Source organism: Streptococcus parasanguinis (assembly GCF_047465465.1).
Lineage (GTDB): Bacteria > Bacillota > Bacilli > Lactobacillales > Streptococcaceae > Streptococcus > Streptococcus parasanguinis_AI.
In genome coordinates, this window is record NZ_JASGZU010000001.1 from 861,139 (window position 1) to 874,380 (window position 13,242).

A 13,242-nucleotide genomic window follows, 5' to 3' on the forward strand; every position below is an offset into this window, starting at 1 on the left:
TCTTTTCTGGTTGATTCCCTCGAGGTTATTGGAGACGCCATTTAAGGTAGGCATCGATAAAGCCATCGATATCTCCATCCATCACCTTGTCTACCTGCGCTACTTCGTAGTTGGTCCGGTGATCCTTAACCATGGTGTAAGGGGTAAAAACATAGGAGCGGATTTGACTTCCCCAGGTGATTTCTTTTTTATCCCCTTTTAGAGAATCCACTTCTGCTGCTTTTTTCTCTTGCTCTAATTGGTAGAGTTTAGCCTGCAACATCTTCATCGCACGATCACGGTTCCCGTATTGGGTTCGATCCACGGTGGATGCCACTACAATCCCTGTCGGAATGTGGGTCAAGCGCACCCCTGTAGAGACCTTGTTGACGTTTTGTCCACCAGCTCCACCAGAGCGGAAGGTATCCATCTTGATATCATCATCACGAACTTCAACCTCGATGGTATCGTCTAATTCGGGCATAACCTCAACAGATGTAAAAGACGTATGACGCCGTTTAGCAGAGTCAAATGGAGAGATTCGAACCAAACGGTGTACCCCCATTTCAGATTTCAGAAGACCGTATGCATGTGGCCCTTCAAAAGATAAGGTCACAGACTTGATTCCAGCCTCATCTCCAGCCTGATAGTCCAAGACTTCAACTTTAAAGCCGTGAGCATTTCCAAAACGAGTATACATCCGAAGAAGCATGTCGCCCCAGTCCTGAGCTTCTGTTCCTCCTGAACCTGGGTGGATTTCTAAGATGGCATTATTATTGTCATAAGGTTCAGACAATAGTAAGGTCATCTCATAGCTGGTCATACGTTTATCCAGCTCCTCCAACTTCTCGATCAATTCTTCCTTGACCGAATCGTCTTCTGCCAAAAAGTCCAGTAAGATTTCTGACTCATCAAAGAGATCCACCATTTGATGGAAATTTTCATAGGTCTGCTTGAGTTCATTTAATTCTTGAGATGTCTTTTGCGCAGCAATATTATCATCCCAAAAATCAGGTTCTGTCATTTTATTTTCGAAAATGGCAATTTCTTCTTCCAATGCCTCTAAGTCAAAGAGACCCCCTGAAAGAAGCTAATTTTTCACGATTTGCGTCAATTTTTTGACGAATTTCTGAAATGTCCATAAGTACCTCTTTCTATGTATCTAGTCTATTATATCATAACCTTCACTATTTGCCCACCTTCCAATATTGGATCTGCTAGTTGACCACTGCCAAGCCAGCTGATTTTCAGCATTTTTTCTATTCATTTGTAACCTAAATGTTAGAAAAAAAGATCCTCTTATGCTAGACTGGTAGCATGACAACAGTAGCTTTTATGTCCGATTTACATATTGATTCGAACAACTTCGGCAAAGAAGAATTAGAGACCCTGATCACTCTTTTCAAGGACAAAAAAATTCAACATCTCCATATTGCAGGAGATATTGCCAACGGCTTTGAAAAGACCTCACAGGAATTTTTAGACCAACTTCAATGTCACCTTCCTGTGACCTTTAGCTTGGGAAATCATGATATGCTGGGCCTATCAGAAGAAGCCATAAGACCTTTTGAATTTCAAAAGATTCCCTTCTCCAATCATACGCTTCTTGCTTTTTCGGGCTGGTATGACTACAGCTTTGTTCCTACCGTCTCTCCCCAAAAACATCTTCAAACCAAGAATCTGTTTTGGTTTGACAGACGCCTCCAACGAAGGGGATCTGATCCAGCCATTACCAAAAATCTTTTGCAAGAGCTGGAACAAGAGCTCATGCAAGTGGATCAACCCTTGATTATCGCCATGCACTTTGTTCCTCATAGTCAGTTTCTCCTGCGCCACCCTTATTTTGAACGCTTTAATGCTTTTCTAGGTAGCCAAGCCTTTCATGATCTGTTTAGGCAATATCCTGTCAGAGAAGTGATTTTTGGTCATAGCCACCACCGAATGCCAGCAACAACGATTGACAACATCACCTATCATGCTAGACCTTTAGGCTATGTCCGAGAATGGGAGCTCTGCAAACAATTTTTCGAAGCTTTTCCTGAATATGATTTTTCAAAACGATACGATCCCTACAAACGCTATCGCAGAATCAAAGACCTCCCCGAATTTAAAGCATACAAGAAAAAAAAGCTCGCTCATGAATTTTCTCAAGCCATGGCGATCCTTGAACTATAAAAAAATTGGTTCCTTCGCAACCAATTTTTTTACTCTTCTGTATCCAAGAGATTTTTTGCAACGATTGCAGCCAGAACACCACCGACAATTGGAGCCAAGATAAAGATCCAAATTTGTTGAAGGGCTGCACCACCAACAAAGAGGGCAGGTGCCAAGCTACGAGCTGGGTTAACAGAAAGTCCTGTAATGTTCAAACCAACAAGAATAATCAAAGTCAAGCTCAAACCGATCACAAGACCAGCGATCTTGCCATTACCTTTGGTAGCTGATGTCACTGTCATGATGACCAAAATAAAGATAAAGGAAGCAATTACTTCAAACAAGAATCCGCCAAATGGAGTCACACCCTTCGCTAGGGCATTTTCACCAAGACTAGCTGTTGACATACCTGAATTTGACAAGAGGAAGAGTACTGTTGCAGATGCGAGAACCGCCCCCACTACTTGAGCTGCAATATAATTAACCAAGTCCTTTGAAGACAAGCGTTTGTTCACAAACATGGCAATCGAAACAGCCGGGTTCAAGTGGGCACCAGAAACAGTCCCAATTGAGTAAGCTGCTGCAACAATGGATAAACCGAATGCCAAGGCTATTCCTAAATGTCCCAGACCTTCTGTTCCATTTCCAAAAACAACTGCGCCAGTCCCGATAAAGACAAGCATAAATGTGCCGATTACTTCAGCAAAAAACTTTTTCATAACTAAGTTTCCTTTCTTCAAACTGTTGACTAGTTTATCAAAAATCCACACGTACCTCAAGAAATATGCCCAGTATATTTTGCCCGCAAAAAAGCCATCCGAAGATGACTTTTCATGATTGTTTAAATAGCGTTTTTATCTTTTCCAAGCGCTCGTTGGACTGCTTTAACAATCTCAACAAGGACCACGATCATAAGTGCTCCTACGGCAACAACCATCCATTGAGTCAAGCTCAAGTTTGAAACGTGGAAGAGATTATTAAATCCAGGAACCAAAATTGTCACCACAAAGAGGACGAAGGCAACTGGAATAGACCAGTTAAAGGTCTTGTTCGTAAAGAGTCCCACTTTAAAGATTGATTGGTAAACCGACTTAACGTTAAAGGCATGGAGCAATTGGATCAAACCGAGAGTTGCAAAAGCCATGGTAAGGGCATCCGCATGGATTTCAGTATGACTTTGGTGCTCTGGGAAGAGAAGAGCCCAACCATAAACACCTAAAACTAGCATGGTTTGGAAGATCCCTTGATAAATGATTGCTCCGAAGACACCACCATCAAAGAAGTTAGACTTACGCCCACGAGGTTTGTGAGTCATGACACCTGGTTCAGCAGGCTCTACCCCAAGGGCGATAGCTGGTAAAGTATCAGTTACCAAGTTGATCCAGAGAAGATGCACTGGTTGCAACACATCCCAACCAAACAAGGTTGCAAAGAAGATAGTGAAGACCTCAGCCATATTAGCAGACAAGAGATATTGGATGGATTTTTGGATATTTGAGAAGACCTTACGTCCTTCTTCAACCGCTACGATAATAGTTGCAAAGTTATCATCGGCAAGGACCATATCAGATGCTCCTTTAGAAACTTCTGTACCTGTAATCCCCATACCGATACCGATGTCAGCTGTCTTAAGTGAAGGTGCATCGTTGACCCCATCACCCGTCATAGCGACAACCTTACCTTCATTTTGCCAAGCTTTAACGATGCGAACCTTGTGCTCAGGTGATACACGTGCGTATACAGAGTATTGCTTGAAGACTTTTTGGAATTCTTCATCAGTGAGTTCATTCAATTCAGCACCAGTGAAGACATGGTCTTCTGTATCATTTGGATCGATGATTCCGAGACGTTTGGCAATAGCTTCAGCTGTATCTTGGTGGTCACCCGTAATCATGATTGGGCGGATACCTGCTTCTTTAGCGACACGTACAGCTTCTGCAGCTTCTGGGCGCTCAGGGTCAATCATGCCGACCAAACCAGAGAAAATGAGATCAGACTCAACGATTTCAGATTCCAAGGTTGGAATTTCATGGCTTGTCTTATAAGCCATCATCAAGACACGAAGGGCTTGTTTAGCCAAGTCTTTGTTGGTTGCAAGGATAGCATTTTTATCCTCTTCTGTGATTGGACGAACTTCCCCATTGACTTCAATACGAGTCACGCGCTTGAGCAATTGATCAGGAGCACCCTTGACAGCGATAAAGTAAGAACCGTCTGCTTCCTTATGAATGGTAGACATGAGTTTACGGTCTGAGTCAAATGGCAATTCAGCCACACGTGGCTCATCCTTCAAGACTTCACGAACATCAAAGTTGTGGTCCAAACCAAACTGTACAAGAGCTGTCTCCGTTGGATCCCCAATCAGCTTGCCAGATGGGTCCACCTTAGTGTCATTGGCAAAGTTCATGATACGTAGCGTATTGTTGTTAGCAGCAATTTCAGATGCCGAGCTTTGCAATTGACCGTTGGTATAAACTTTTTCAACCGTCATTTGGTTCATGGTCAAAGTACCTGTTTTATCAGATGCAATGATTTCTGTTGAACCAAGCGTTTCAACCGCTGGCAATTTACGGACAATCGAATTACGTTTTGCAAGGGTTGTAGTTCCCAAAGATAGAACGATGGTTACAATGGCAGGGAGACCTTCTGGAATAGCTGCAACCGCAAGGGCAACCGCCACCATCAAGCCTTCTAATGGGTGTTCGCCACGAACAAAGACACCAACCAAGAAGGTAATCACTGCAATCACAATGATTAAGTAAGTCAAGGCCTTAGATAATTGTTCCAAGCTTTGCTTCAACGGTGTCTCTGTCTCGTCGGCATTAGCCAACATATCTGCAATCTTACCAACTTCTGTGTACATACCAGTGTTTGTCACGACACCAATACCACGACCGTAAGTTACGTTTGAGTTTTGGTAACCCATATTAACTCGGTCCCCAATACCAGCATCTGCTTCTACCATTTGAGTAATATCCTTTTCAACCGGTACAGACTCACCAGTAAGAGCAGCTTCTTCGATTTTAAGAGACGCCGCTTCAAGCAAACGCATATCGGCAGGCACCACATCTCCAGCTTCAAGCAAGACGATGTCCCCAGGCACCAATTCTTTTGAGTCAATCTCAATAACATGACCATCACGACGAACACGAGCCATCGGGCTAGACATATTTTTCAGAGCTTCAATGGCTGCTTCTGCTTGCCCTTCTTGGTAAACCCCAAAGGCAGCATTCAAGACTACAACAGCCAAGATGATAATGGCATCCGTTAGACCGTCCATTCCTTCTGTAATCACAGAAAGTGCCGCTGCTGCAAGCAAGATGATAATCATCAAATCCTTAAATTGATCAAGGAATTTAGCTAGTAGGCCACGTTTCTCTCCCTCTTCCAACTCATTACGACCATAAGTCGCTAAGCGTTCTTGAGCTTGAGCAGTTGACAAGCCTTCAATTGAAGAGTCCAATTCCTTTAGAACTTCTTCTTTACTCTGTGTATAAAACAAAGCTTTATTTTGTTCTTTTGACAAAATAATTTCCTCCTTATAGCTTTCTACTAGGTCTCTTTTGCACAAAAAAGAGACCTGTTTGAAAAAACAAGTCTCGCCGTTTAATATAGTGCCGGAAATAATTTCGTAATGACGACACTATCGCGGAAAACCGCCAGCTACTCCCTTGAGTGGTTTTATTATACCATTTTTATAGAATAAAGCAAGCGGGATCTCTAATAATTTAATGAGGATTATTCTTCCCATTCCACCAGTAATTGATAATCGGCAAATTCCTGTTCTCCATCGAGAGTTAACAAGCGATAAGAGACTTGCAAATGACCTGCTTCTAATTGAAAGAGGTCTGTTGTAATCAAAAACTGCTGAATGCCCATCGGAGTTGGGATGATTGCCCCACCATCTTCATTTTTATAGAAGCGCATAATGGATTTAGGTGTTGAGAAGCGTGTCATAACCAATTCTTCGTTGGAAAATTTCAAAGCAACCTTTTCATCTTCTTCATTGGTATACAAGAGATATTGAAAACCTGCTTTTTCCTTCCATTCACCTTGATAGTACTGATCAACAATTTCCATTTCTTCTCCAAATCGAATGGTATTTTGAATGCGAATCTGCATCTTTGTCTCCTTCTCTTCTTTTCTTGCCTTACTATTCTATCAAATTTTACGCATTTTGACTGCCCCTATTAGCCTCTAGATCGCAAAATAGGCTTTTTTTTGCTATAATAGACCCATGAATGAAAAAGTCTTTCGCGATCCCGTTCATGATTACGTTCATGTGGATCATCCCATCATTTATCAATTAATTAATAGTAAAGAATTTCAACGACTACGCCGCATCAAACAACTGGGGACATCTGGTTTTACCTTCCACGGTGGGGAGCATAGTCGTTTTTCTCACTGTCTTGGCGCCTATGAAATTTCAAGACGTATTCTGTCTATTTTTGAGGAAAAGTATGCAGAGCAATGGAATTCTGATGAAAACTTACTGACCATGACAGCCGCTCTTCTTCATGACATTGGACATGGTGCCTATTCTCATACCTTCGAAGGACTCTTTGGAACCGATCATGAAAAGATGACCCAGCTGATCATCACCAGTCCAGAGACGGAGGTCAATCAAATCCTCTTACAGGTAGCACCTGATTTCCCAAACCGTGTAGCCAGCGTCATTGATCATACCTATCCCAATAAACAAGTGGTGCAATTGATTTCTAGTCAAATTGATGTGGACCGGATGGATTATTTACTGCGGGATGCCTATTTTACGGGTGCTTCCTATGGAAAATTTGACTTGACCCGTATTTTGCGTGTCATTCGACCGATTGAAAATGGTATTGCCTTCCAACAAAATGGCATGCACGCTGTCGAGGATTACGTGGTCAGCCGTTACCAAATGTATATGCAGGTCTACTTCCACCCGGCTACTCGTGCCATGGAAGTCCTCCTTCAAAATCTACTCAAACGCGCTAGAACCATTTATCCAGATCAGAAAGAGTATTTTCAACTGACTTCACCTCGCTTGATTCCATTTTTTGAAGAAGAGGTCACCATTCAAGACTACCTAAATCTAGATGACGGTGTGATGAATACCTATTTCCAAGTCTGGATGGATAGCCCGGATACCATCCTGTCTGATCTTGCTCAGCGCTATATTAATCGGAAAGTCTTCAAATCGATTCTATTTACAGAAGATAAGCGAAAAGACTTAGCAATCCTTGAAAAACTGATTAAAGAGGTTGGCTTTAATCCAACCTACTACACAGCTATTCATCAAAATTTTGACCTGCCTTACGATATTTATCGACCAGAGCTTGAAAAACCACGGACCCAGATCGAGATGATCCGAAAAGATGGGAGTCTCGCTGAATTGTCTCAGTTGTCTCCACTCGTCGCTGCTTTAGCAGGAACTCGCTATGGGGACAACCGCTTCTATTTCCCAAAAGAAATGCTGGAGGTTAATGGACTTTTCAGTAAGCAAGTAGAGGAATTCACTTCCTATATCACCAATGATTATTTTACAGGAGAGACGGATGTCCATTAAATTAGTTGCGATCGATATCGACGGTACACTTCTCAATTCAAAAAAAGAGATCACACCTTCTGTATTTGAAGCCATTCAAGACGCTAAAGCCGCAGACGTTAAAATCGTGATCACAACCGGTCGTCCTATTGCAGGGGTCTCAAAACTTTTAAAAGGACTCCATTTGATGGATCCTGGAGACTATGTCATTACCTTTAATGGCGGTCTGGTGCAAGAAACTGCTACTGGAAAAGAACTCATCAAAGACCTTTTAGATTATGAGGACTATCTCGATATCGAGTCTCTTGCTAACAAACTCCAAATCCACTCTCATGCTATTACTAAAGACGGCATCTATACCAGCAATCGCGATATCGGACGCTACACCATTCATGAATCTCAACTGGTCAATATGCCCCTTTATTACCGGACGCCTGAAGAAGTTCGTGAGAAAGAATTTGTCAAGGCCATGTATATCGATGAACCAGACATTCTGGATGATGCGATTGCAAAAATCCCTAAAGAATTCAAGGATCGCTTCACTATGGTCAAATCAGCTCCTTTTTATTTAGAAATTCTAGGGAAAACAACCAATAAGGGATCAGCCCTTCTTCATTTAGCTGAACGACTTGGAATCCAGCAAGAAGAAACCATGGCCATCGGAGATGAGGAAAATGACCGTTCCATGCTAGAAGTCGTGGAACATGCCGTCGTTATGGAGAATGGCAATCCAGCTCTTAAAAAAATTGCTACACATATTACCAAATCAAATGATGAATCTGGCGTTGCATACGCCATTAGAAAGTGGGTATTATAAGAAATGTACCATTACCAGCTAGGAATTTCTGCTAGTGAGCATGATGACTTTGTTATTCAGAGTGACCAAACCAATCTCTTACAAAGCAGCTCATGGGCAAAAATCAAAGATAATTGGGGAAATGAACGGGTTGGTTTTTATCAAGAAGACCAATTAGTCGCTGTTGCAAGCATCTTGATTCAACCCCTGCCACTTGGCTTTTCCATGCTTTACATTCCTCGAGGCCCAATCATGGATTACCAAAACAAAGAGCTGGTTTCATATGTGATCCAGTCCCTTAAAAAAATTGCCAAACAATACAAGGCCTTGTTTGTGAAATTTGATCCAAGTCTTTTCTTGAGTAAACACTTGATTGGACAAGAAAAGACGGAAGCTCCTGCTGTGCAAGCGATGATCGACACCTTAACTAAAGAAGGGGTTGAATGGACTGGCCGAACCAGTGATATGGCAGAAAATATCCAACCACGCTTTCAAGCAAATATTCACAAAGAGTTTTTCACTGAGCAAGATCTTTCAAAATCTACTCGACAAGCCATCCGAACTGCTCTAAACAAAGGGATCCAAGTCCAATTTGGCGGGACTGAATTGTTGGAGGACTTTGCTTCTCTCATGAAAAAGACTGAGGCTCGTAAAAGCATTCATTTACGTGGAAAAGACTACTACGAAAAACTGCTCACAACCTACCAAGGACAATCCTACATTACTTTGTCTACGCTAGATCTCGAGAAACGGAAAAGCTCCCTTACAAAAAATCTTGAAAAAAATAAGGCAGAGGCTGAAAAATTCACCGAAAAAACAAAGCCTGGCAAGGTTGAGAATAACCAAAAAGAAAAAGAGCGGATAGAGGAAGAACTGCAATTTCTTGAACAGCATCTCCAAGCAGGTATACAGGTTGTTCCTTTATCTGGGACCTTAACCCTTGAATTCGGTGGGACATCTGAAAATGTTTATGCAGGGATGGATGAAGAATTCCGCCGTTACCAACCTGCTATCCTCACCTGGTATGAAACTGCCCAACACGCTTTCGACCGTGGTGCTTCTTGGCAAAATATGGGGGGGATTGAAAATTCACTCGATGGTGGTCTCTATCATTTCAAATCAAAATTTAATCCTGTCATTGAAGAATTTGTTGGGGAATTCAACCTCCCAACCAGTCCACTTTATCCACTTGTAAACAAAGTCTACAAGATCCGGAAAAAATTAAGGAGTAAATAAAGTTACATGATTCTTACGACAATTTCAAAAGAAGAATTTACCTCATTTGCAAATACTGTTTCCCATCGCTCTTTTATCCAGTCTGCTGAAATGGCAGATCTGCTTGAAAAGCGAGGAAACACGGTCCAATTTATCGCTTGGAAACAAGAAAATCAAGTCCAAGTGGCAGCAATCTTGTACAGTCTTCCTATGACAGGTGGTCTCCATATGGAAATCAATTCTGGCCCCCTTTACCAAGAGGAAGCTATGCTAGAACCCTTCTATGCAGCCTTAAAAAACTATGCGAAAGAAAATGGGGCTATTGAACTAGTTATCAAGCCTTATGATACCTATCAAACCTTTGATAGTGACGGCAATCCAACCAGTGAAGAGCAAACTCATTTTATGGATACCCTTAAAAACTTGGGCTATCAGCATGATGGTTTAACAACAGGTTATCCAGGAGGAGAAGGTGATTGGCATTATGTGAAAGATATGGAGGGCATCACCGAAAAAAATCTTCTCAAGAGCTTCAGTAAAAAAGGAAAGCCACTTGTCAAAAAAGCCAAATCTTTCGGTATTGAACTGAAACGATTAAACCGGGATGAACTGCAACTCTTTAAGGATATTACTTCCTCTACCAGTGACCGTCGCGACTATCAGGATAAGACCTTGGATTATTACCAAACTTTCTATGACAGTTTTGGCGACAAAGCAGATTTCATGATCGCAACGCTGAACTTCCACCATTACTACACGAATCTTGAAAAAGACCAAGGAAAACTAGCTCAGAAGATTGAGAAATTACAGAAGGATCTTGAAGTCAACCCCAATTCAGAAAAAAAACAAAATCAACTTCGTGAATTCTCTAGCCAGTTTGATACCTTTGAGGTGAGAAAGAAGGACGCAAAAGAATATATTGAAAAATATGGAGACCAAGACATCATTCTTGCAGGTAGCCTCTTCGTTTATATGCCGCAAGAATCCACCTATTTATTCAGTGGCTCTTATACAGAATATAATAAATTCTATGCTCCTGCTGTTCTCCAGGAATATATGATGCTTGAAACCATCAAACGTGGGATACCAAGATACAACTTCCTAGGCATTCAAGGAATCTTTGACGGGTCAGATGGTGTGCTTCGTTTCAAACAGAACTTCAATGGCTACATCGTTCGTAAGATGGGAACCTTCCGTTATTATCCCCGTCCTCTTAAATACAAAATGATTTCTCTCATTAAGAAACTTTTAGGACGTTCCTAACTCAAAAGACCAGCTTTGTAGCTGGTCTTTTCTACTATAAAAAAGTCGAGGGAAACCTCGACTTTTATAGATTATTATTTAACGAAGTCAAGCAATGCCAAGAAGCTTTCAGCTTCAAGTGATGCACCACCTACAAGAGCTCCGTCAACGTCTGGACAAGCCATGTATTCAGCAACATTTTCAGGTTTAACTGAACCACCGTATTGAACACGTACTTTGTCAGCCACTTCTCGACCAAAGTCAGCAGCTACAACGTCACGAACAACTTTACACATTTTTTGTGCGTCGTCTTGTGAAGCAGATTTACCAGTACCGATAGCCCAGATTGGTTCGTAGGCGATTACTGTTGAAGCGACTTGTTCTGCAGTCAATCCAGCAAGTGCAGCTGAAACTTGAGCACCTACGAATTCTGCCGCTTTACCAGCTTCGTAAGTTTCAAGGCTTTCACCACAACAGATGATTGGAAGCATACCGTTCGCAAAGATTGCTTTTGCTTTTTTGTTGATGTCTTCATCAGTTTCGTGGAAGTAATCACGACGTTCTGAGTGACCAATAACAACGTAGTCAGTACCGATTTCTTTCAAAACTTGTGGGCTAGTTTCACCAGTGAAGGCACCAGCATTTTCAAAGTAAGTGTTTTGTGCAGCAACTTTAAGGTTTGAACCTTTAGCAGCAGCAAGTACAGCTGTCAAGTCAACTGCAGGAGCCGCGATACCAGCTTCAACAAGATCAGCTGAAGGAAGTTTTGATGCTACAGCTTCAACGAATGCTTTTGCTTCTTCTGGATTTTTGTTCATTTTCCAGTTACCAGCGATAAATGGTTTACGTGACATTTCACATACCTCTTTTTTCTAATTTTATACTATCTATTTTACCATAAATTTCGTCATAATGAAAGGTTGCACAAGCTCATTTTACTTTTTGTAAAAAATAAAAACCCCGTCTTCACGGGGTTTTCTGTCTGTCTATATAATTGTTAATCTGGGAACTAGATCGAATTAAGCTTCGATTTCAGTAACCATACCTGAACCAACAGTACGTCCACCTTCACGGATTGAGAATGTAGTACCTTGTTCAACGGCGATTGGGTGGATCAACTCAACGTCGATAGTCACGTTATCACCAGGCATAACCATTTCAGTTCCTGCTGGAAGTTCGATAGATCCAGTTACGTCAGTTGTACGGAAGTAGAACTGTGGACGGTAGTTGTTGAAGAATGGAGTATGACGTCCACCTTCTTCTTTAGTAAGGATGTAAACTTCACCTTTGAATTTAGTGTGTGGGTTGATTGAACCTGGTTTAGCGATAACTTGTCCACGTTCGATTTCATCACGTTGGATACCACGAAGAAGCACACCAACGTTATCCCCTGCAAGACCTTCGTCAAGTTGTTTACGGAACATTTCAACACCAGTAACAACTGCTTTTTGGATTTCTTCTTTGATACCAACGATTTCGATTTCGTCGTTGACACGAACAACACCACGGTCGATACGACCTGAAGCAACTGTACCACGTCCAGTGATTGAGAATACGTCTTCGACTGGAAGAAGCAATGGTTTGTCAGTATCGCGTTCTGGTTCTGGGATGTACTCATCAACAGTATCCATCAATTCCATGATGATGTCTTCATATTTAGAGTCACCTTCAAGAGCTTTAAGAGCTGAACCTTGGATAACTGGAAGGTCATCACCTGGGAAATCGTATTCTGAAAGAAGGTCACGGATTTCCATTTCAACCAATTCAAGCAATTCTTCATCGTCAACCAAGTCAACTTTGTTCATGAAGACGATCAAGTGTTTAACACCAACCTGACGTGAAAGAAGGATGTGTTCACGAGTTTGTGGCATTGGTCCATCAGTTGAAGCTACTACAAGGATAGCTCCGTCCATTTGAGCGGCACCAGTGATCATGTTTTTAACATAGTCCGCGTGTCCTGGAGCGTCGATGTGAGCGTAGTGACGTTTAGCAGTTTCGTACTCAACGTGTGCAGTGTTGATAGTGATACCGCGTTCGCGTTCTTCTGGAGCAGCATCGATAGACGCATAGTCTTTTGGTTGGTTAACTGATGAAGGCAAGCGACGTGCCAAAACAGTTGTGATTGCTGCAGTTAGGGTAGTTTTACCGTGGTCAACGTGTCCGATTGTACCGATGTTAACGTGCGGTTTACTACGATCGTATTTTTCTTTTGCCATTTGAGTAAAAGCCTCCAATAAAATATATTTTATAGATAGACAGTAGGCAATACAGTCTAACTTTCCTTACTATTCTATCGAATTTTAGATAAAATTGCAAGCCTTTTACCTAT

General features: G+C 41.8%; 11 protein-coding genes. 5 read left to right on the plus strand and 6 right to left on the minus strand.

Translation table 11 applies throughout. The features are described 5' to 3' along the window. Window positions 1–25: 25 nt before the first annotated feature. A protein-coding gene (gene prfB, locus QM351_RS04315; protein WP_141754487.1) for a peptide chain release factor 2 occupies window positions 26–1,121 on the minus strand; the annotation gives its coding sequence in 2 pieces (ribosomal slippage) (window positions 26–1,048 and window positions 1,050–1,121; 1,095 coding nt in all). Between the two features lie 175 nt (window positions 1,122–1,296). On the opposite strand from prfB, the gene QM351_RS04320 reads away from it, so the two are divergent. Continuing rightward, window positions 1,297–2,154 (plus strand): metallophosphoesterase, encoded by an 858-nt coding sequence (locus tag QM351_RS04320; RefSeq protein WP_155124736.1) that lies wholly within the window; start codon window positions 1,297–1,299, stop codon window positions 2,152–2,154. A gap of 29 nt (window positions 2,155–2,183) precedes the next feature. Here QM351_RS04320 and QM351_RS04325 read toward each other — a convergent pair whose 3' ends face one another. From QM351_RS04325 to QM351_RS04335, 3 genes are all read right to left on the minus strand, one after another. Further along, entirely contained in the window at window positions 2,184–2,852 is a 669-nt protein-coding gene (locus QM351_RS04325; RefSeq protein WP_045759670.1) for an MIP/aquaporin family protein, read from the minus strand. Window positions 2,853–2,974: 122 nt separating this feature from the next. After that, the gene (locus QM351_RS04330) at window positions 2,975–5,659 is read right to left on the minus strand and encodes a cation-translocating P-type ATPase (protein ID WP_414326697.1); all 2,685 of its coding nucleotides are present in this window, start codon (window positions 5,657–5,659) and stop codon (window positions 2,975–2,977) included. A 212-nt stretch (window positions 5,660–5,871) separates the two neighbouring features. Beyond that, a complete protein-coding gene (locus QM351_RS04335; protein WP_414326698.1) occupies window positions 5,872–6,255 on the minus strand; it encodes a DUF1934 domain-containing protein in 384 nt (127 codons plus the stop codon). A gap of 115 nt (window positions 6,256–6,370) precedes the next feature. Between QM351_RS04335 and QM351_RS04340 the strand changes: the two genes are divergently transcribed. The 4 genes from QM351_RS04340 to QM351_RS04355 are packed head-to-tail and all read left to right on the plus strand — an operon-like array spanning window position 6,371 to window position 10,934. Beyond that, window positions 6,371–7,681 (plus strand): HD domain-containing protein, encoded by a 1,311-nt coding sequence (locus QM351_RS04340; RefSeq protein WP_013903868.1) that lies wholly within the window; start codon window positions 6,371–6,373, stop codon window positions 7,679–7,681. Continuing rightward, complete coding sequence (gene yidA / locus QM351_RS04345; protein WP_195189474.1) at window positions 7,671–8,477, plus strand: sugar-phosphatase; 807 nt, start codon at window positions 7,671–7,673, stop codon at window positions 8,475–8,477. Before QM351_RS04340 ends, yidA begins: the two co-directional genes overlap by 11 nt. Window positions 8,478–8,480: 3 nt before the next feature. Further along, window positions 8,481–9,692, plus strand: coding sequence for an aminoacyltransferase (locus QM351_RS04350; RefSeq protein ID WP_254727041.1), 1,212 nt, complete (start codon window positions 8,481–8,483; stop codon window positions 9,690–9,692). Between the two features lie 6 nt (window positions 9,693–9,698). Beyond that, entirely contained in the window at window positions 9,699–10,934 is a 1,236-nt protein-coding gene (locus tag QM351_RS04355; protein WP_414326699.1) for an aminoacyltransferase, read from the plus strand. Between the two features lie 74 nt (window positions 10,935–11,008). Here QM351_RS04355 and tpiA read toward each other — a convergent pair whose 3' ends face one another. Together tpiA and tuf are read right to left on the minus strand one after the other, a co-directional pair. Continuing rightward, window positions 11,009–11,767: a triose-phosphate isomerase gene (tpiA, locus tag QM351_RS04360; RefSeq protein ID WP_315376729.1), complete on the minus strand. Its 759-nt coding sequence runs from the start codon at window positions 11,765–11,767 to the stop codon at window positions 11,009–11,011. Between the two features lie 165 nt (window positions 11,768–11,932). Continuing rightward, window positions 11,933–13,129, minus strand: coding sequence for an elongation factor Tu (gene tuf, locus QM351_RS04365; protein WP_003002543.1), 1,197 nt, complete (start codon window positions 13,127–13,129; stop codon window positions 11,933–11,935). Window positions 13,130–13,242 lie beyond the last annotated feature (113 nt).

Bases quoted from the DNA above. Each gene is read 5' to 3' on its own strand.
- tpiA (WP_315376729.1), bottom strand. From the start codon at position 11,767: ATGTCACGTAAACCATTTATCGCTGGTAACTGGAAAATGAACAAAAAT.
- QM351_RS04350 (WP_254727041.1), top strand. From the start codon at position 8,481: ATGTACCATTACCAGCTAGGAATTTCTGCTAGTGAGCATGATGACTTT.
- QM351_RS04325 (WP_045759670.1), bottom strand. From the start codon at position 2,852: ATGAAAAAGTTTTTTGCTGAAGTAATCGGCACATTTATGCTTGTCTTT.
- QM351_RS04320 (WP_155124736.1), top strand. From the start codon at position 1,297: ATGACAACAGTAGCTTTTATGTCCGATTTACATATTGATTCGAACAAC.
- QM351_RS04335 (WP_414326698.1), bottom strand. From the start codon at position 6,255: ATGCAGATTCGCATTCAAAATACCATTCGATTTGGAGAAGAAATGGAA.
- QM351_RS04355 (WP_414326699.1), top strand. From the start codon at position 9,699: ATGATTCTTACGACAATTTCAAAAGAAGAATTTACCTCATTTGCAAAT.
- QM351_RS04340 (WP_013903868.1), top strand. From the start codon at position 6,371: ATGAATGAAAAAGTCTTTCGCGATCCCGTTCATGATTACGTTCATGTG.
- tuf (WP_003002543.1), bottom strand. From the start codon at position 13,129: ATGGCAAAAGAAAAATACGATCGTAGTAAACCGCACGTTAACATCGGT.
- yidA (WP_195189474.1), top strand. From the start codon at position 7,671: ATGTCCATTAAATTAGTTGCGATCGATATCGACGGTACACTTCTCAAT.